Annotated in this window: 21 protein-coding genes and 1 other RNA gene; 17 read left to right on the top strand and 5 right to left on the bottom strand. The window is 64.8% G+C overall.

The annotated features are described in order from the left end of the window. Positions 1-2: 2 nt before the first annotated feature. Positions 3-695 (bottom strand): metal-dependent hydrolase, encoded by a 693-nt coding sequence (locus tag CLM60_RS17640; protein WP_095590403.1) that lies wholly within the window; start codon positions 693-695, stop codon positions 3-5. Between the two features lie 55 nt (positions 696-750). On the opposite strand from CLM60_RS17640, the gene CLM60_RS17635 reads away from it, so the two are divergent. The 9 genes from CLM60_RS17635 (at position 751) to CLM60_RS17595 (ending at position 7782) form a co-directional block, all read left to right on the top strand. Beyond that, positions 751-1404 (top strand): ceramidase domain-containing protein, encoded by a 654-nt coding sequence (locus CLM60_RS17635; protein ID WP_095590402.1) that lies wholly within the window; start codon positions 751-753, stop codon positions 1402-1404. Positions 1405-1434: 30 nt separating this feature from the next. Beyond that, the gene (gatC, locus tag CLM60_RS17630; protein WP_095590401.1) at positions 1435-1722 is read left to right on the top strand and encodes an Asp-tRNA(Asn)/Glu-tRNA(Gln) amidotransferase subunit GatC; all 288 of its coding nucleotides are present in this window, start codon (positions 1435-1437) and stop codon (positions 1720-1722) included. Continuing rightward, on the top strand, positions 1722-3209 hold the full coding sequence (gene gatA / locus CLM60_RS17625) for an Asp-tRNA(Asn)/Glu-tRNA(Gln) amidotransferase subunit GatA (protein ID WP_095590400.1): 1488 nt from the start codon (positions 1722-1724) through the stop codon (positions 3207-3209). The genes gatC and gatA overlap by 1 nt, the downstream gene beginning before the upstream one ends. Before the next feature lie 37 nt (positions 3210-3246). Further along, entirely contained in the window at positions 3247-3942 is a 696-nt protein-coding gene (locus CLM60_RS17620) for a hypothetical protein (protein ID WP_245848465.1), read from the top strand. Beyond that, complete coding sequence (locus CLM60_RS17615) at positions 3939-4613, top strand: N-acetylmuramoyl-L-alanine amidase (RefSeq protein ID WP_095590764.1); 675 nt, start codon at positions 3939-3941, stop codon at positions 4611-4613. Before CLM60_RS17620 ends, CLM60_RS17615 begins: the two co-directional genes overlap by 4 nt. Positions 4614-4657: 44 nt before the next feature. Then, positions 4658-5047, top strand: an RNA gene (gene rnpB / locus CLM60_RS17610) — RNase P RNA component class A. A 78-nt stretch (positions 5048-5125) separates the two neighbouring features. Then, positions 5126-5830 carry a DUF533 domain-containing protein gene (locus tag CLM60_RS17605; protein WP_095590399.1) on the top strand — a complete coding sequence of 235 codons (705 nt, stop codon included), beginning with the start codon at positions 5126-5128 and terminating at the stop codon, positions 5828-5830. 151 nt (positions 5831-5981) lie between these two features. Continuing rightward, the gene (gene rpmG / locus CLM60_RS17600) at positions 5982-6149 is read left to right on the top strand and encodes a 50S ribosomal protein L33 (RefSeq protein WP_008034579.1); all 168 of its coding nucleotides are present in this window, start codon (positions 5982-5984) and stop codon (positions 6147-6149) included. A gap of 100 nt (positions 6150-6249) precedes the next feature. Then, complete coding sequence (locus CLM60_RS17595) at positions 6250-7782, top strand: ArnT family glycosyltransferase (protein ID WP_095590398.1); 1533 nt, start codon at positions 6250-6252, stop codon at positions 7780-7782. Between the two features lie 61 nt (positions 7783-7843). Here CLM60_RS17595 and CLM60_RS17590 read toward each other — a convergent pair whose 3' ends face one another. Together CLM60_RS17590 and CLM60_RS17585 are read right to left on the bottom strand one after the other, a co-directional pair. After that, entirely contained in the window at positions 7844-8566 is a 723-nt protein-coding gene (locus CLM60_RS17590; RefSeq protein WP_095590397.1) for a Bax inhibitor-1/YccA family protein, read from the bottom strand. A 115-nt stretch (positions 8567-8681) separates the two neighbouring features. After that, positions 8682-8897 (bottom strand): YjiS-like domain-containing protein, encoded by a 216-nt coding sequence (locus tag CLM60_RS17585; protein ID WP_095590396.1) that lies wholly within the window; start codon positions 8895-8897, stop codon positions 8682-8684. A gap of 120 nt (positions 8898-9017) precedes the next feature. Here CLM60_RS17585 and CLM60_RS17580 point away from each other — a divergent pair, with 120 nt between their 5' ends. Then, complete coding sequence (locus CLM60_RS17580) at positions 9018-9896, top strand: LysR family transcriptional regulator (protein ID WP_095590395.1); 879 nt, start codon at positions 9018-9020, stop codon at positions 9894-9896. On the opposite strand, the gene CLM60_RS17575 is transcribed toward CLM60_RS17580, so the two are convergent. Next, positions 9880-10842: an NADPH:quinone oxidoreductase family protein gene (locus CLM60_RS17575; protein WP_095590394.1), complete on the bottom strand. Its 963-nt coding sequence runs from the start codon at positions 10840-10842 to the stop codon at positions 9880-9882. The genes CLM60_RS17580 and CLM60_RS17575 overlap by 17 nt on opposite strands. Before the next feature lie 318 nt (positions 10843-11160). Here CLM60_RS17575 and CLM60_RS17570 point away from each other — a divergent pair, with 318 nt between their 5' ends. The 3 genes from CLM60_RS17570 (at position 11161) to CLM60_RS17560 (ending at position 13752) form a co-directional block, all read left to right on the top strand. Then, entirely contained in the window at positions 11161-11532 is a 372-nt protein-coding gene (locus tag CLM60_RS17570) for a helix-turn-helix domain-containing protein (RefSeq protein WP_095590393.1), read from the top strand. A 73-nt stretch (positions 11533-11605) separates the two neighbouring features. Then, positions 11606-12409 carry a histidinol-phosphatase gene (hisN, locus tag CLM60_RS17565; protein ID WP_095590392.1) on the top strand — a complete coding sequence of 268 codons (804 nt, stop codon included), beginning with the start codon at positions 11606-11608 and terminating at the stop codon, positions 12407-12409. Positions 12410-12414: 5 nt separating this feature from the next. After that, positions 12415-13752: an 8-oxoguanine deaminase gene (locus CLM60_RS17560; protein WP_095590391.1), complete on the top strand. Its 1338-nt coding sequence runs from the start codon at positions 12415-12417 to the stop codon at positions 13750-13752. On the opposite strand, the gene guaD is transcribed toward CLM60_RS17560, so the two are convergent. Then, positions 13753-15039, bottom strand: a complete 1287-nt coding sequence (guaD, locus tag CLM60_RS17555; RefSeq protein WP_095590390.1) for a guanine deaminase — start codon at positions 15037-15039, stop codon at positions 13753-13755. Positions 15040-15159: 120 nt separating this feature from the next. Between guaD and mgtE the strand changes: the two genes are divergently transcribed. From mgtE to CLM60_RS17535, 4 genes are all read left to right on the top strand, one after another. Next, the gene (gene mgtE / locus CLM60_RS17550; protein ID WP_095590389.1) at positions 15160-16545 is read left to right on the top strand and encodes a magnesium transporter; all 1386 of its coding nucleotides are present in this window, start codon (positions 15160-15162) and stop codon (positions 16543-16545) included. Then, positions 16542-17108, top strand: coding sequence for a 5-formyltetrahydrofolate cyclo-ligase (locus tag CLM60_RS17545; RefSeq protein ID WP_095590388.1), 567 nt, complete (start codon positions 16542-16544; stop codon positions 17106-17108). The genes mgtE and CLM60_RS17545 overlap by 4 nt, the downstream gene beginning before the upstream one ends. A 126-nt stretch (positions 17109-17234) precedes the next feature. Further along, the gene (locus tag CLM60_RS17540; protein WP_095590387.1) at positions 17235-18047 is read left to right on the top strand and encodes a TIGR00282 family metallophosphoesterase; all 813 of its coding nucleotides are present in this window, start codon (positions 17235-17237) and stop codon (positions 18045-18047) included. A 244-nt stretch (positions 18048-18291) separates the two neighbouring features. Next, complete coding sequence (locus tag CLM60_RS17535) at positions 18292-18507, top strand: tautomerase family protein (RefSeq protein ID WP_095590386.1); 216 nt, start codon at positions 18292-18294, stop codon at positions 18505-18507. The last annotated feature ends 2 nt before the right edge of the window (positions 18508-18509 follow it).

The raw sequence follows: 18509 nt of genomic DNA, 5'->3' as shown, positions 1-18509 counted from the left end.
GGTTACAGCACCATGGGTGTCATGACCTCGGGCTCGATCACATCGACGCCGGGCAACCCGTCTTTCAACGCCTGTGCGGATTGTTCCAGCAGCGGGAAGGTCTTGTAGTGGCAGGGGATGACCGTTTTGAAATCGAAGAATTTCTTTGCCGCATAGGCCGCGCGTTCCATCCCCATCGTGAAATGCCCGCCCGCGCACAGAATGCCGATATCGGGCGCATGCAGGTCCTGAAACAGCGCCATGTCGGCCATCACATCCGTATCGCCGGTAAAGTAGATCGTGCGCCCCTCGCCCGAGATCATGAACCCGGCCTCGGACCCGGCATAGACCGGCCCGTTGGCCGACCCCAGCGACGAGGAATGCACCGCATGCACCATCGTCACCGACACATCGCCCAGGGTGACCGTGCCGCCCTTGTTGAAGCCCACGGTGGCGATGCCCTCGCTTTCCTCCCAGAAGGACATCAGGTCATAGATGCCGACGGCAGGGATCGACAGGTCCTTGGCAATCGCCAGCGTGTCGGCGGAGTGATCGCCATGACCGTGGCTGAGCAGGATATGGGTCGCCCCGGCAATGGCTTCGGCCCGCGCGCCTTCGGGGAACATCGGGTTGCCGGTCAGCCACGGGTCGACCAGCAGGACTTGATCGCCGATTTCGATGCGAAAGCCGGAATGCCCGAGCCATATGATTTTCATCGATTCCCTCCTATGTGGTTGGGGGAAGTCTAACAAAGCACGGGCCCCTGTCACGATGGACTGGATGCGTCAGGTTGACGGTTATTGCGAACGGCTTGGCCCGGGCTATTGGGCCGAGCCGCTGAACGCGGTGACGAATGCCGCCTTCGTGATTGCGGCGCTGGTGATGTGGCGGCGGGTGGATGGCGTGCTGGAGCGTGCCTTGTGCCTGATCCTGGGGGGCATCGGGGTGGGGTCGTACCTGTTTCACACCCATGCCACGGTCTGGGCCGGGGTGGCGGATGTGGCGCCCATCGCGGTGTTCTCGCTGCTCTATATCTTTGCGGCCAATCGCCGGTTCTGGGGGCTTGGCCGTTGGCTTGCGCTGGGCCTGACGGCGCTGTTCTTTCCCTTTGCCGCCGTGGTCACCCCGCTGGTCGACCGGGTGCCCGGGATGCAGGCGGCATCGGCCTATGCGCCGCTGCCGATCCTGATCGCGATCTATGCCGTGCTGCTGCGCAACCGCCTGCCGCAGGTGGCGCGCGGGCTGGCCATCGGCGCGGGGCTTCTGGTGGTGTCGCTGACCTTTCGCAGTCTCGACCAACCGCTTTGCGCCGCGATCCCGGTGGGCACGCATTTCCTGTGGCATTGCTGCAATGCGTTGATGCTGGGCTGGATGATCGCGGTTCTGCGCCGCCACAGGCTTGCAGCCCAAGGCCCGCAAGGCTAAACCCGGCGCTGACAAGAGACGGAGATTTCCATGTCCATCGATATCGACACCGCGCGCAAGGTGGCCCATCTGGCGCGCATCGCTGTAGACGAAGCCGACCTGCCCGCGCTGGCGGGCGAGCTGTCGCAGATCCTGACCTTCATGGAGCAGTTGAACGAGGTCGATGTCGAGGGCGTAGAGCCGATGACCAGCGTGACGCCAATGCGCCTGAAACGCCGTGACGACGTGGTGACCGACGGGGGCTATCAGGACCAGATCCTGTCGAACGCGCCCGACGCGCGCGAGGGGTTCTTTGCCGTGCCGAAGGTGGTGGAATAATGTCTGATCTGAACAACCTGACCATTGCCGAGGCGCGCGACAAGCTGCGCGCGGGCGACACCACCGCCGTCGAACTGACCGAAGCCTGTTTGAGCGCCATCGACGCCGCCGATGCGCTGGGCGCTTTCGTGCACAAGACGCCCGAGATCGCGCTGGAGCGTGCCAAGGCCGCCGATGCCCGCATTCAGGCCGGGGACGCGCCCGCCATGTGCGGCATCCCGGTGGGGATCAAGGACCTGTTCTGCACCAAAGGCGTGGCCAGCCAGGCCGCCAGTGGCATTCTGGAAGGGTTCAAGCCGGAATACGAATCCACCGTCAGCCAGAAACTGGCCGATGACGGTGCGGTGATGCTAGGCAAGCTGAACATGGACGAATTCGCCATGGGATCGTCCAATGAAACCAGCGTTTACGGCAATGCGGTGAACCCCTGGCGGCGCGGCAATGACGACGCGGCGCTGACGCCGGGCGGCTCGTCCGGTGGCTCGGCCAGTGCCGTGGCCGCCGACCTGTGCCTGGCGGCGACCGGCACCGATACCGGCGGCTCGATCCGCCAGCCCGCGGCCTTTACCGGCATCGTGGGGCTGAAACCCACCTATGGCCGGTGCTCGCGCTGGGGCATCGTGGCCTTTGCCTCGAGCCTCGATCAGGCCGGGCCGATGACCAAGACCGTGCGCGATGCGGCGATCATGGGCACGGCGATGATGGGCCATGACCCCAAGGACAGCACCAGCGCCGATCTGCCGGTGCCGGATTTCGAAGCCATGCTGACCGGCGACATCAAGGGCAAGAAGATCGGCATCCCGGCGGAATACCGCATGGATGGCATGCCCGAAGAGATCGAGAAGCTGTGGCATGACGGCGCCGAGATGCTGAAGGATGCGGGCGCCGAGATCGTCGATATCACCCTGCCGCACACCAAATACGCGCTGCCCGCCTATTACGTGGTGGCCCCGGCCGAGGCGTCCAGCAACCTGGCGCGCTATGACGGGGTGCGCTATGGCCACCGGGCCAAGCTGGCACAGGGCGACGGCATCGTGCAGATGTACGAAAAGACCCGCGCCGAGGGCTTCGGCCCCGAGGTCAAGCGCCGGGTGATGATCGGCACCTATGTGCTGTCGGCGGGCTTCTATGACGCCTATTACAACCGCGCCCGCAAGGTGCGCGCGTTGATCAAGAAGGATTTCGAGGATGTCTTTGCCGCCGGGGTCGATGCGATCCTGACGCCCGCGACGCCCTCGGCCGCCTTCGGGCTGGGCGAGATGGCCGATGCCGATCCGGTTCAAATGTATTTGAACGACGTCTTCACCGTCACCGTGAACCTGGCCGGTCTGCCCGGCATTTCGGTGCCCGCGGGGCTTGATAAACAAGGGCTGCCGCTAGGGCTGCAACTGATCGGGCGGCCGTGGGAAGAGGGCGATCTGCTGAACACGGCCTATGCGCTGGAAGCCGCCGCGGGCTTTGTTTCCAAGCCTGTGAAATGGTGGTAAGTTGCGCCGAAACGCTTGAAAACAAGGGCAGGTTGGTATGATGCGTACGGGTTCCTTCGTTCTGGTCGGTGTTCTTCTGACGGCATGCGCGCCGCAGGTGCCGGATTCCGGTGCCGGTGTCGGGTTTGAAGATTACGGCAGCTATCAGCAGCAGCGTATCCAGCGGGACCGGCAGCTGGCCGGGGAAACCACCGTGCGCGCGCCGCAGGGTCAGGCAACCGTCAGCCCGCAACAGATCGCGGGTCCCCCCGAATCCGCCGAGGTCGACATCGCCCGGGTCGCGGGTGCGGCCATTGACGCGTCAGAGGGGACGGGCGCGCCCGCGCCTGTGGTCACGACCAACAACCCCGGGATCTCGGACGAACAGGATTTTTCGGCCGTGTCCGAGCGTGAAACGATACAGAGCGACCGCCAGCGCCTGCAGGCGCAGCGCCAGACCTATGAGGTGATCGCGCCCACCGCCGTGCCCACGCGGCAGGGCGGCAGCGGTGTGAACATCGTCGACTTCGCGCTGTCCACCAACAACCAGCCCGGACAGCAGGCCTATCGCCGGTCGGGGCTGCGCGGCGATCCGGCGCGGTCCTGTGCCAAATACACCTCGTCCGATCTGGCGCAGGAGGCCTTCCTGAAGGCCGGTGGCCCGGAAAAGGACAAGCTGAACCTGGACCCCGATGGCGACGGCTTTGCCTGTGGTTGGGACCCGCGCCCGTTCCGGCTGGCCGTGAACCGCTGAGCACGGTGACGCCGATCCGGCACCTGTCACCCAATTTCGGCCCGCGTCGTGACGGGGCGCGGCCCGGTCTGATCGTGCTGCACTATACCGCCATGACCAGCGCCCATGCGGCGCTGGAACGCCTGTGCGACCCGCTGGCCGAGGTTTCGGCGCATTACCTGATCTGCGAAACCGGCACCCTGTGGCAGATGGTGGACGAGGGCCAGCGCGCCTGGCATGCCGGGGCGGGGCAGTGGGGCGCGATCACGGATGTGAATTCCCATTCCATCGGGATCGAGCTGGCCAATACCGGCGATCACCCTTTCCCCGAACCCCAGATGGCGACGCTGGAACGGCTTTTGCCCGGTATCATGGCGCGCTGGTCCATTCCGCCCGCAGGCGTGATCGGGCATTCCGACATGGCGCCGGGCCGCAAATGCGATCCCGGTCCGCGTTTCGACTGGCTGCGGCTGGAACGGATGGGGCTGGCTGGACGACGGGGGTATGATGCCGGGCCGGGGGACGTGCCGGCAGACTTGTTTCGACAGCTTGCTCGTGATGCGGGGTTCACGGCCCCGGTTGACGACGAAACCCTTTTGGCCGCTGTGCGCTTGCGGTACCGCCCGCAGGCCACAGGGCCGCTGGCGCCCGAGGATTTCACGCCCCTGGGCCACAGCGCGCTGTGGACCTGAGCCGCATTGACGCGGACCGTCCACAAAGAGTATTGCCCCCTTGCGCGGATGGCCGGATGGCCGCCTTCGGCGGGGCAACCCGCCAGGGAGGAAAGTCCGGACTCCACAAGGCAACGGTGCCGGGTAACGCCCGGCCGGGGAAACCCGAGGGAAAGCGCCACAGAAAACAGACCGCCCCGGCCCGGCCGGGGCAAGGGTGAAACGGTGGGGTAAGAGCCCACCGCAGGGCTGGTAACAGTCGTGGCACGGCAAGCCCCACCGGGAGCAATGCCGAATAGGGGTCTCGCGCGGGTGCGCCCGCAGGGAAGCTTTGGCCCAGAGACCCGGGTTGGCAGCTAGAGCGTATCGGCAACGATGCGCCCAGAGGAATGGTCATCCAGCCCCGGATCACGGTCCGGGGTGGACAGAATCCGGCTTACAGGCCATCCGCGCATATTTTTCTGCAATCGCGAAAAAAATTGCTACAGTGGGTCCGATACGTTTCATCGCAGGGTGCCACAAAGGAGATTTCCATGAGTTTCGTCAGAACGCTGGCCACGCTGGCCGCAGGTTTCGCCGCCGCCAAGGGCTTGGACAAATACAAGCAGATGGGCGGCATGGCGGGCCTGCAAGAGGCGATGAAATCCAACCCGGCCACGGCCAACATGGCCGAGCAGATGGACGGCATGATGGAAAAGCTGGGCATTCCCGGCGGGACCAAGGCGATGCAGGACATGTTTTCGAAATTCGGCATGCCGACGCAGGCGGGCGAAAGCGCGATGGCGGGCATGGGCGGGCTGATGAGCGCCATGACCGGGGCCGCCGCCGCGGGCGCCGAGCAGACCGGCGCCTTCTGGGACACGCTGACCGGTAACAAGGTCGCCAGTTCCAGCATGGAGGAAAACGCCAAGCTGATGATCCGCGCGATGATCCAGGCCGCCAAGGTCGATGGCGAGATCGACAAGGACGAGCAGGCCAAGATCATGGAGATGATGGGCGAGCTCGACAAGGAAGAGCGCGACTTCGTGAAAAAGGAAATGGCCGCGCCCGTCGATATCACCGCGCTGGCTGCCGATACCTCGGAACAGATGAAATCGCAGGTCTATGCAACCTCATTGATGACGGTCAAGGTCGACAGCGCGCCCGAGGCACAGTATCTCGACGGGCTGGCCAAGGCGCTGGGTCTCAGCGATGCGACCCGCGCCCGGGTCCATGCGGCGATGGGGATGAAGGCCTGAACCGGCCCGGCACAGGCCGGTTTTCCCACGGCACGGCCCGGTCAGGCGCAGTTATTGCGAAATCGCGGTTGACTCGGGTCGTCAGAACAGTAAAAGGCGGGCTTCAAGGATTTCACGGGTGGCCGCGCCGCCCGCTCGACGGAGACGAAAAATGGCGAAGCCGACCACGATCAAGATCCGCCTGAACTCGACCGCGGACACCGGCCACTTCTATGTGACCAAGAAGAATGCCCGCACCATGACCGAGAAGATGGTGGTAAAGAAATACGATCCCGTCGTGCGCAAGCATGTCGAATACAAAGAAGGCAAGATCAAGTAAGCCTTCCTGATCGTAAACATGACACAGGGCCGCGCATCAGCGCGGCCCTTTGAAGTTTAGGGCCAGAAATCCTGATCCCCGGTCAGGGCTGGGGGCAAAGATGTTGAAGCAGACGCTTGCGCGGCTGAGCGACCGTATCAAGGAACATTTCCAGGCAAAGCCGCCTTTGGGCGCGGTGCCCGGGCCCGTGCTTTTGCCGGCCATTGTCACCGTTTTGCTGATCGCGGCGGTCTGGATCTGGCATCTGCAATACCTGCCCCAGGGGGCGATCCGGCATTTCGACGAATTCCACACGCTGGACCGGTCGATGGGCTTCGCCCGGTTCGACGATTGGACGACCGTCTATAACAACAACAGGCCGGGTTTTCGCAAGCCGCCGCTGCAATACTGGATGATCGGCGGCCTGATCGAGGCCGGGGTCGACCAGACCGTGGCGCTGCGCCTGCCGTCGATGCTGTTCATGCTGGGCACGCTGGGGCTGTGCGCCTGGCTGGCGCTGCTGCTGGCGCCGGGTCTGCCCTGGGCGATGCCCGCCGCGGTGCTGCTATGCGCCAGCTCGGTCGAGCTGTGGGGCCATGCGGTATCCGCGATGCTGGATGTGGGGGCGACGTTTTTCCTGACCCTGACGCTGATCACCATGCTCAAGGCGTTCCAGAACCCGCGATGGTGGTATGCGGTCGCGCTGTCGATCACGCTGGGCGCGTTGCAGAAGGCGCCGGTGGGGCTGGTGATACTGTGGCTGGGCCTGTGGCTGTATAACCGGACGGCGGCCTATCACGGCGGCACCACCGCGCGGTTCAAGGAAACGCCGCACTACAAGCGCGCGATCTGGCTATCCATCGCGGGCGTGCTGGTCTGGCCCCTGTTCCAGTCTCTGCTGCATGGGGGGATCGCGATCCAGGACCTGTACGGGCGCCAGATGGTCGAGCGGTTCGCGCCCGTCGGCCCGGTGGTGAAGCAGCGCACCGGCAGCGATCTTTATGATCTGATCATCGCGTCCGAGCCGCTGTTGCGCAGCCTGATGATCGTGGCGCTGGCCTGGTTGCCGTTCCGCCTGCGGCAGGCGGATCTTCTGTTCCTGCCGGGGTTGTTTGCCATTTTCGCGTTGGCCATGCTGCTGGCCAATGGCAGCGTCTATGCGCGCTATACGCTGCTGTTCGTGCCGCTGTTGGCGGCGGCGCTGGGCGTGGTGCTGGTGTCGCTGTGCGCGCGCCGCTGGCAGGTGCTGGGGCTGGGCCTGGCCGCGCTGATCTCGGCCGGGGCGGGCGGGCCGTTTCGTCCGGCGGCGGACCTGACGCTCTATCCCAGCGACCTGACCCTGGCCAAGATCGCGGCGTTGTCGAAGATGGCGCCGGGATTGCAGCAGGACGAAACCCTTGTCGTGTGCAATTTCACCCGCGAAAGCCGTTTTCCCGATGGTATGATTTCGGTCTATGGCGCGGTTAATGACAAGCCCTTTGTCGGGCTGAAGACCCCCGATCGCGTGGATGGGTATCGCGAACGGCTCAGGGGCAAGCTGCGCGGCGTGTGCCATCAGGATGACCTGCCGCAGCTGGCGCCGCGCTTGCGGGATCTGCAGGTGGTGGGGCAGGACGGCGCATTCCTGTTCTGGACGGGCCGGATCAAGCGCTGACACCGCACAAGAAAAAGGCCGGCGTGATGCCGGCCTTGGTGTTTTCAGATGTTCGCGCGGATCACTCGCGGCTGCCGAACAGCTGCAGCAGGAACATGAACATGTTGATGAAGTCCAGGTACAGGTTCAGTGCGCCCATGATCGCCGCTTTGCCCAGCCATTCACTGTCCATCGCATGCGCGTGCTGCAGGTAATCGGTCTTGATCTTCTGCGTATCATAAGCGGTCAGGCCCGCGAAGATCAGCACGCCGATCACCGAGATTGCGAACATCAGCGCCGGGCTGCCCAGGAAGATGTTCACGATCGACGCCACGATCAGGCCGATCACACCCATGATCAGGAAGCTGCCCCAGCCCGAGATGTCTTTCTTGGTGGTATAGCCCCAAAGCGACAGGCCGGCGAATGCGATCGAGGTGATCAGGAAGGTCTGTGCGATCGAGATGCCGGTGAAGACCACCATGATATAGCTGATCGACAGGCCCATCATCGCCGCGAAGGCATAGAAGAACAGTTGCGCACCGGCGGCCGACAGGCGGTTGATCATCGCGCCAAAGGCGAAAACCATGATCAGCGGCGCGAACATCACCAGCCATTTCAGCGGCGTTGCGAAGATCGCGCTGACCATCGCATCGTTCGTGCCAACGGCCCACGCCACCAGCGCGGTCACCAGAAGGCCACCCGACATCGTGCCGTAGACCTTGTTCATATGGGCGCGCAGGCCCTCGTCAATCTGCGCAGTGCGGACGCCCGCCTGACCTGCGCGGATCGTATCAAATTCAGCCATTCAAGCCTCCATGTTACCAGGGACGGCCATCCGGTCGGACAGCCGCTTTGGGGTAAATATTGGCGAGTATGCGCCAATTTTCAAGTGTTTCCGTCCGGATTTCCGACGGTTTCGCTTATGCTTTCCAACCCTTGGGGACATCCCAGAAGGGGCGGCGCGCTTCGGCGCGGGCCTGGGCGCGGGTGACACCGATATCGGCAAGGCGCGCATCGTCCATCTGGGCCAGCTTGTGGCGCTGCTCGGCGACGGCGAATGCGCGATAGATACGGGGGAGAACGCCACCGGCAGCGGCGGCGCGGGCGGGGTGACGCTCGATAATCGAATGTGCCATGTCGTTTCCTTTCGTTTCTGTGATGGGTGTTTGGTTACCCATGAACATGCTTGATATGTGCCGTGCCGCATGTCATAAATCAAACGAATGATTTTTATCTGAACCATCAAGGAACGTGATGTGCCCAGAAATCTCGACCTGACCGCCCTGCGCTCTTTCGTGACCGTGGCCGATACCGGCGGGGTGACCCGCGCCGCCGGGTTCCTGAACCTGACGCAATCGGCGGTGTCGATGCAGCTGAAACGGTTGGAGGAATCGCTGGACACCACGCTTCTGGACCGCAGCGCGCGGCAGATCGCGCTGACCGCATCGGGCGAGCAGTTGCTCAGCTATGCGCGGCGGATGCTGGACTTGAACGACGAGATCTACAGCCGCCTGACCGACACCGCGTTCGAGGGCGAGGTCCTGCTGGGCGTGCCGCATGACATCATCTATCCGGTGGTGCCGCAGGTGCTGCAACGGTTCGCGGCAGAGTTTCCGCGCGTGAAGGTGCAGCTGATCTCGTCCTATACCAACGATCTGAAGCAGCAATTCGCAAAGGGGGAATGCGACCTGATCCTGACGACCGAGGACGAGGTCGCGGGAAATGCCGAGCGTCTGACAACCATTCCGCTGCGCTGGATCGGCGCGCCCGGCGGCAATTGCTGGCGCCAGCGGCCGCTGCGGATCGGGTCGTCACGGCATTGCCGGTTTCACCCGCTGGCCATCGCGGTTCTGGATCGCGACGGGATCGGCTGGGAGCGCGCGGTGGATACCGAATCGGATCGCACGATTGAGGCGACGGTCAGCGCCGATCTGGCCGTGGGCGTGATGCTGGAGGGGTCCGAACCGCCACAGCTCGAGGTGATCCACCACGGCGGCGCGCTGCCCGAGTTGCCGGCGCAGTCGATCAACATGTATGTGGCCGACCCCAAGGACCCGCTGAGCGGGGCGCTGGCGGATTTGATCCGCCAGGGCTATGCCAACGTGCCGGTGTCGCGCATCAGGGCAGTCGGATAACCACCTTGCCGGTCGAGCGCCGCTCGCGCAGCATGGCCAGCCCCTCAAGCGCCTGGTCGAAGGGCAGCACATGCCCGACCGGCGGGCTGAGCTTGCCCGCATCGTACCAGTCGAACAGTTGCGCCATGCTGTCGGTCAGAACCTCGGGGCGGAAATTCAGATAGCCGCCCCAGTACAGCCCCAGAAGCGAGACATTCTTGACCAGCAGGTGATTGGGCTTGATCACCGGCACCTGGCCGCTGGCGAAACCGATCAGCAGGATGCGTGCCTCGGGGTTGCAGGCGCGAAAGGCCTGTTCGCACAAGCTTCCGCCCACCGCGTCATAGATCACGTCGACCCCGCCCAGGGCCTTGAGCTGACCGCGCAGATCGTCGGATTCCGCGTCGATCAGGTGATCGGCGCCCGCGCGCTCGGCCACCGCCAGCTTTTCGGCCCCCCGCGCCACGGCGATGACACGGGCGCCCATCAGCTTGCCGATCTCGACCGCGGTCAGGCCCACGCCCCCCGCCGCGCCCAGCACCAGCAGCGTTTCGCCCGGTTGCAGCCGCGCCTTGTGGTCCAGCGCGACATGGCTGGTGCCATAGGCGATCTGGAACCCGGCGGCTTCCTCGAACGTCATCCGGTCGGGCAGGGGGACACAGCGCGCGGCCGGAAAGGCGCCGTATTCGGCCAGCCCGCCCGATCCGGCAAAAACCGCGACCCGCTGGCCCATCAGCGCCGGATCGGCCCCGTCGCCAAGCGCGTCGACCGTGCCCGCCATCTCCAGCCCCAGGGTAAAGGGCGGTTCCGGCGTTTCCTGATAGCTGCCCTTGATCATCAGCAGATCGGCGAAGTTCAGACCGCAGGCCGCGATCCGCACAAGGGCGTCGTTCGGGCCGGGTTCGGGGCGGTCGACCTCAACCATCAGCGGATCGGTACCGATTCTCTCTACCTGAAGTGCGCGCATCCCTGTCCTTGTACAGTTTTCCAAAATTTGTGATCGTTTCGCTGCCCTGTTTAACGGTTTTTTTCTGGTCATAAAAACAAAAGGTTAAGATAAAGGCTTTGCATATTGCATTGCAAAACGCGAAACACGCAGGGCGAGAATTGCGTTTTTATCATTCAACACATGCCAAATGGCAGGTTTTTGTGTAAGGTGCATCAGGTAGCCGGGGAAACTCGCCTGTAAAACAGCGCGATAGGGCAAATTTGAAATATTTTTGCGATGAGACGTGGGTTTGGCACGGAAATTGCATACATAACTGCGTAACACAGGAGTGCGCCAATGAAACATCCCGTTGATGTTCACGTGGGGAAACGCGTGCGCCACCGTCGGTGGATGGTCGGCATGACCCAGCAGCAGCTGGCAGAACGCGTTGGGATCAAGTTTCAACAGATCCAGAAATACGAAACCGGAATGAACCGTGTCAGTGCCTCGCGGCTTTGGGATATCGCGGATGCATTGGAAGTGCCGGTCAGCTTCTTCTTCGAAGGGCTCGACCAGAAGAACGCGGGCGCCCAGACCGAAGCCAGCCTGCCGGCCGACCTGCTGTCGGACAAAGAGGCGCTGGAACTGGTCCGGTCCTATTACGCGATCCCCGAAAATCAGCGCCGTCGCCTGTTCGAGCTGGCGCGTGTGCTAAGCGATGCGGCGTAAGCGCCGGATCGCTTGACCTTCCCCCGGCTTGCGGCTACCGCCCGACAGGGTGCAGGGCGACCGGGGACGTGCAATGAACGATGCTGAAAAGACCGAATTGATCGCAACGGCCCATGCCTTGGCCGATGCGGCGCGGGTTCAGACCCTGGCGCATTTCCGCGGCCGGGGTCTTGGCATCGACAACAAGCATGACGGCGGGTTCGATCCCGTGACCGAAGGCGACCGCGCGGCCGAACAGGCCATGCGCGCCATTCTGGCCGAGCGGCGCCCGCAGGACGGTATCCTGGGCGAGGAGTTCGGCGACAAGCCCAGCGAAAGTGGCCTGACCTGGGTGCTGGACCCCATCGACGGAACGCGGTCCTTCATGTCGGGCAGCCCGACCTGGGGCGTGCTGATCGCGGTGTCGGATGACAGCGGTCCGCGATATGGCATCATCGACCAGCCCCATATCGGCGAGCGGTTCGAGGGCGGCTTGGGCCGCGCGCAGTTGCAGGGGCCGCATGGCACCGCGCCGCTCAAGGTGCGCGAGACCGCCGATCTGGCCGATGCGGTTCTGTTCACCACCTTCCCCGAAATCGGGTCCAAGGCCGAGCGCGCCGCGTTCCAGCAGGTGCGCGACCGCGTCAAGCTGACCCGCTACGGGCTGGATTGCTATGCCTATGCGCTGATCGCGCTGGGGCAGATCGACCTGGTGATCGAGGCCGGGCTTTACCCGTATGACATCCAGGCGCCGATTGCGGTGATCGAGGCCGCGGGCGGCGTCGTCACCGACTGGCAGGGCGGGCCGGTGCATATGGGCGGGCGGGTTCTGGCCGCCGCGAACCCCGCGATCCACGCCGCCGCGCTGGACATCCTGCGGCACGCGCCGCAAGACTAGGCCGCATGGCCCACACCTTGATCCGCAATGCCGACGTGATCGTCACCATGGACGACACGCGCGCCGAACTGGCGGGCGCCGATCTGCGGCTGCGCGACGGCGTGGTGGTCGAGGCCGGGGTGGGGCTGTCCGCCGATGGCGCGGAACTGGTCGACGCGCGCGGCTGCGTCGTGACGCCCGGTTTGGTGAACACCCATCATCACCTGTATCAGACGCTGACCCGCGCGGTTCCCGGCGGGCAGGATGCGTTGCTGTTCGGCTGGCTGCGGACGCTCTATCCGATCTGGGCGCGGTTCGGGCCCGAGGAGATGCGGGTGTCCGCCCTGATCGGTCTGGCGGAACTGGCGCTGTCGGGCTGCACGCTCAGCTCCGATCACCTGTACCTGTATCCCAACGGATCGCGGCTGGAGGATACGATCGACGCCGCGCGCCAGATCGGATTGCGCTTCGCGCCAACGCGCGGCGCGATGAGCATCGGCGAATCCGATGGTGGCCTGCCGCCCGACGCGCTGGTCGAGCGGGAAGACGCCATTCTGAATGATTGCATCCGGGTGATCGACGCCTTCCACGACCCGCGCCCGGGGGCGATGGTGCGCGTGGGCATCGCGCCCTGTTCGCCGTTCTCGGTCAGCCGCGATCTGATGCGCGACGCCGCGCTGCTGGCCCGCGACAAGGGGGTGCGGCTCCATACCCACCTGGCCGAGAATGACGAGGATATCGCCTATAGCCTGTCGCAGTTCGGCTGCAGCCCGGGGCAATATGCCGAGGATCTGGGTTGGACCGGCGACGATGTCTGGCATGCCCATTGCGTGAAGCTGGACGCGCAAGAGGTTGATTTGTTTTCCAGAACGGGAACCGGCGTTGCGCATTGTCCCTGTTCCAACTGCCGTCTGGGGTCGGGCATCGCGCCGGTGCGGGCGATGCTGGATGCGGGCGTACGCGTGGGGCTGGGTGTCGATGGTTCGGCCAGCAACGACGCGGGTAATCTGGTGGCCGAGGCGCGGCAGGCGATGCTGTTGCAACGTGTGGCGCGCGGGGCCGATGCCATGAGCGCGCGCGAGGCGCTGGAGATCGCGACCCGAGGCGGCGCCCAAGTGCTGGGCCGCGACGATTGCGGATATCTGGCCCCCGGCATGCGGGCCGATGTGGCGATCTGGGATGTTTCGGGCATCGACAGCGCGGGCAGCTGGGATCCCGCCGCGCTGTTGCTGGCGGGGCCGACCCGGGTGCGCGACCTGTTCGTGGAGGGCCGTCAAGTGGTGCGCGACGGGCAGATCACCACCATCGACCTGCCCCGGGCGATCGAGGATCAGAACCGGCTGGCGCGGCGTCTGGCGGGGTGATCACCCGCGCGGCACGCCGCCGATCCAGACCTGCCGGATCGCCCGGTCATCGCCCATCATGATGGTGGGAAACAGCGCCTCCCATATATCATCGGCACGCGCGGCCCGCTGCGCGATGGCGGGGGTGGAGGCCAGATCCAGAACGATAAGATCGGCCTCTAAACCATTGGCGATATTGCCAATCTTTTCATCCAGCCGCAGCGCCTGCGCCGACCCGGCGGTGGCCAGCCAATAAAGCTCGGCCGGGTGCAACGCGCGGCCCATCAGCTGCGCGACCTCATAGGCCGCCGCCATCGTCCGCAGCATCGAAAAGCTGGAGCCGCCCCCGGTATCGGTCGCCAGCCCGATACGTTGCCCCTCGGCCATCAGCCCGTCCATGTCGAAAAGGCCCGAGCCGATGAAGGTGTTCGAGGTCGGGCAATGGATCAGACTGGCACCGGTATCCTTCAGCCGCGCCCGTTCCCGCCCGGTCAGGTGGATCGCATGCCCGAAAACCGCGCCCGGACCCAGCAGGCCGAACCGTTCATAGGTGTCCAGGTAATCGCGCGCCTCGGGGAACAGGTCATGCACCCATTCGACCTCGTCCACCTGTTCGCTCAGATGGGTTTGCATCAGGCAATCGGGGTGTTCGGCCCAAAGCGCCCCCAGCGCATCCAGCTGTTCCGGGGTCGAGGTGGGCGAGAAGCGCGGCGTGATGACATAGGACAGCCGATCCACCCCATGCCAGCGGTTCAGCAGCGCCCGGCTGTCGTCATAGGCGCCTTGGGCAGTGTCGCGCAGCCCGTCCGGCGCGTTGCGGTCCATACAGGTCTTGCCCGCCAGCGCCCGCAGCCCCCGCGCCTGGGCAGCGGTAAAGAAGGCATCGACGCTTTCGGGGTGGATTGTGCAATAGGAACAGGCGGTTGTGGTGCCATGTGAAAGCGTCAGATCAAGGTATCGCGCGGCGATCTCGGCCGCGACATCGGGATCGCCAAACCGCATCTCCTCGGGGAAGGTATAGGTGTTCAGCCAGTCGATCAGCCGCTTGCCCCAGCTGGCGATGATGGCGGTCTGCGGGTAATGCACATGCGCATCGACGAAGCCCGCGGTGATCAGCCCCGCGCCATAGTCATGCCGCGTCGCTTGTGGATGGGCGGCGCACAACGCATCGGCATCGCCGTGATCGGCGATCCGGCCATCCACGACCAGCACGGCGCCCCGCCGGATATGCCGCGCGGCGCCGATATCGGCAAAGGGCGTACCGTCGAACCGCAGCACCTGTCCCAGAAGAAGATGTTGGCCTGTCATGGAATCCCTTTCCCGCCGGATCCAGCCTAGGCCCGGGCGGCGCGCGCGTAAATCACGCAATCTTCGCTGTTGCAGCACGGCGGGATTGTCTAAGCTGGGCCAAAAGCGCAGGGGGCAGGCATGGCGGACGACATCGTTACCGAGACCGAACACGACGAGGCGGCCTATGCCCTGGACGCCGGCACGTTTGCGGCCATCCGCATGGCCGTCGCCGCCGGGGATGGCGACCGTCTGGGCGAGCTGCTGGAGCCGCTGCACGCCGCCGACATCGCCGACCTTCTGGAACAGGTCGACAGCAGCCACCGGCGCGAGATCCTGTTCCTGGGCGCGCGCTTCTTCGATGGCGAGGTGCTGTCGGAACTGGATGAAAGCATCCGCGACGAGGTGATCGAATTCCTGCCCAGGGACGTGCTGGCCGATGCCGTCCGGGCGCTGGAATCCGACGATGTCGTCGACCTGGTCGAGGATCTGGACGAAACCCACCAGACCGCGGTTCTGGACGCGCTGGAAGACACCGACCGTGTCGCCGTCGAACAGGCGCTGACCTATCCTGAATTCTCGGCCGGCCGCCTGATGCAGCGCGAGGTCGTGGCCGCGCCAGAACACTGGACCGTGGGCGACGCCATCGACCATCTGCGCAGCAACAAGAAGGCGCTGCCCGAAGAATTCTATCACATCTTCGTCGTCGATCCGCGTATGAAACCGGTGGGATATGTTTCGCTGGGCAAGCTTCTTTCGGCCAAGCGGTCGGTCCCGCTGACCCGCATATTCGAGGCCAATTTCCTGACCATCCCGGTCCTGCAATCGGAATCCGAGGTCGCCTATGCCTTCAACCAGTATCACCTGATCTCGGCGCCCGTGGTCGATGATGACGGGCGGCTGATTGGGATGGTGACCATCGACGACGCGATGGCGGTGCTGGACGAAGAGCACGAGGAAGACATCCTGCGCCTGGCCGGTGTCGGCGAAAGCAGCCTGAGCGACCGGGTGATCGAAACCACCCGGCAGCGGCTGCCATGGCTGGCGGTCAACCTGGTGACGGCGATCCTGGCCTCGATGGTCATCGCCCAGTTCGAAGACACCATCGCGCAATTCGTGGCGCTGGCGGTGCTGATGCCGATCGTGGCCTCGATGGGGGGCAACGCGGGCACGCAAAGCCTGACCGTCGCGGTGCGCGCGCTGGCCACCAAGGACTTGACCGGCAGCAACGTCTGGCGCGTTGTCCGACGCGAGGCGATGGTGGGCCTGGTCAATGGCGTGATCTTCGCCGTGGTGATGGGCATTGTCGGCGCGCTTTGGTTCGGCCCGGTCATGCTTGGTGTGGTGATCGCTGTGGCGATGGTCGTGAACCTGGTGATCGCGGGGCTGGCTGGCATCCTGATCCCGGTGGCGCTGGAACGCGCGGGCGTGGACCCGGCGCTGGCCTCGGGCGCCTTCGTGACCACCGTAACCGATGTCGTGGGCTTCTTCGCGTTTCTGGGCCTGGCCGGGGCCGTCCTGCTGTGACCGATCTGGCGCAGGCCAAGGCGGCGGCGCGCCAGGCCGCATTCCTGCGCCGCAAGACCGCCCATACCGACCCCGCCCGTACCGACGCCGCAAACGCCGCCCTTCTGACCGCGCTCGCCCCTTATCGCGGACGGGTGCTCGCAGGCTACATGCCGATCCGGACAGAGATCGACCCGCGGCCCGCGATGACCGCCATGGCCGATCATGGCCCGGTGGGGGTGCCGGTGATCCAGGGCCCCGACAGGCCGCTGCAATTTCACACCTGGTCCCCGGGCTGCGCCATGGTGCCCGGCCCCTTCGGCGCTTTGGTGCCCGCCACCGCCGATGTCATCACGCCCGATGTGCTGATCGTGCCGCTTGTGGCCTTCGACGCACGGGGCGGGCGGTTGGGCTATGGCGGCGGCTTCTACGACCGGACGCTGCAACAGCTGCGCGCTGCCCGCCCGACCACCGCCATCGGGTTCGCCTATGCCGCGCAACAGGCCGACACCCTCCCGCACGAGGGCACGGACCAGCCGCTCGACATGATCGTGACCGAAGCGGGCGTTCTGACATGCGCATGACCCTGGCCTTCTTCTTGGCGCAAATACTCCTGCCGGAGGCATGAAAACTCTGGCCGCACCATCCACATCGACGCGCGGCGCGGATTTGATCTTGCCCTTGCGGGCCGCTGCCCCTAGGCCAAGGGGATGAAGTTACTCTTTCTGGGCGATGTGATGGGCCGCGCCGGGCGCGCGGCGGTGACGGAAAACCTGCCGCGGCTGCGCGCCGAGTGGGCGCTGGATTTCGTGGTGGTGAACGGCGAAAATGCGACCTCGGGCGCGGGGCTGTCGGCGGCCCATGCCAAGACGCTGCTCGATGCCGGGGCCGATTGCCTGACGCTGGGCGATCACGCCTTCGACCAGAAGGACATGCTCAGCTTCATCGCACAGGAACCGCGGATCATCCGGCCGCTGAATTTTGCCAAGGACGCGCCGGGCAAGGGCGCGCGGCTGTTCAATGCGCCGGGCGGGCGCAAGGTGCTGGTGGTACAGGTGCTGGGGCAGGTATTCATGAAACGCCCCTTCGCCGATCCGTTTTCGGCCATCGACACGGTGCTGAGAACCCATCCCTTGGGCGGGTTGGCCAATGCCACGCTGGTCGACATGCATTGCGAGGCGACGTCGGAAAAGATGGCGATGGGCCATTGGTGCGACGGGCGGGCCAGCACGGTGGTGGGCACCCACACCCATGTCCCCACCGGCGACGCGCAGATCCTGCCCGGCGGCACGGCTTTCCAGTCGGATGCGGGGATGTGTGGCGACTACAACTCCGTCATCGGCATGGACAAGGCCGAGCCGATGCGCCGTTTCATCACCGGCATGCCCAAATCGCGCTTCACCCCCGCGGCGGGCGCGGCCACGCTGTCGGGTCTTTACGTCGAAACGGACGACCGCACGGGCAAGGCGACGCGCGTCCGGATGATCCGCCAGGGCGGGCGGCTGGAACAGGCGGCACCCTGAACGGGCGAGCGGGCCTTTGCCGTTCAACACCGTCCGGCCATCGTTCAAGAAAACGTGTAGACCCGGAAGTTGCGCCATCCGGGCGCATATTATCCGTTTAAAGTCATGATGTTGTCAGCCATTGGCCCGCGTTGCCCATGGCCTCTACGACCTTTTGGGGGGATCGCATGTCTAACCGTCTAAATAACTTAAAGACGGTTATGTCTTTCGCGGTGAAAGGCAGCCATGAAAAGGGAGAGAGCACATGCCGCTGATCCAGGTGAAAACCTTTGAAAACGAACTGACCGATGCACAATCCGAGGCGCTGATTGCCAAGATCACCGATGTGGTGGTCGAAATCACCAGCGACAAGCTGCGCGATGTCACCTGGGTTGTCATCGATCAGGTCAGGGACGGGCATTGGGGCGTCGGGGGCCGGGCCCTTGGGCTGGACGATGTAAAGGCCATCATGGCGTCCTAGGC

Source organism: Actibacterium ureilyticum, assembly GCF_002285435.1.
GTDB classification, from domain to species: Bacteria; Pseudomonadota; Alphaproteobacteria; order Rhodobacterales; family Rhodobacteraceae; genus Actibacterium_C; species Actibacterium_C ureilyticum.
The sequence above is the reverse complement of the archived record's forward strand: the minus strand, read 5'-3'. Positions and strand labels throughout refer to the sequence as shown.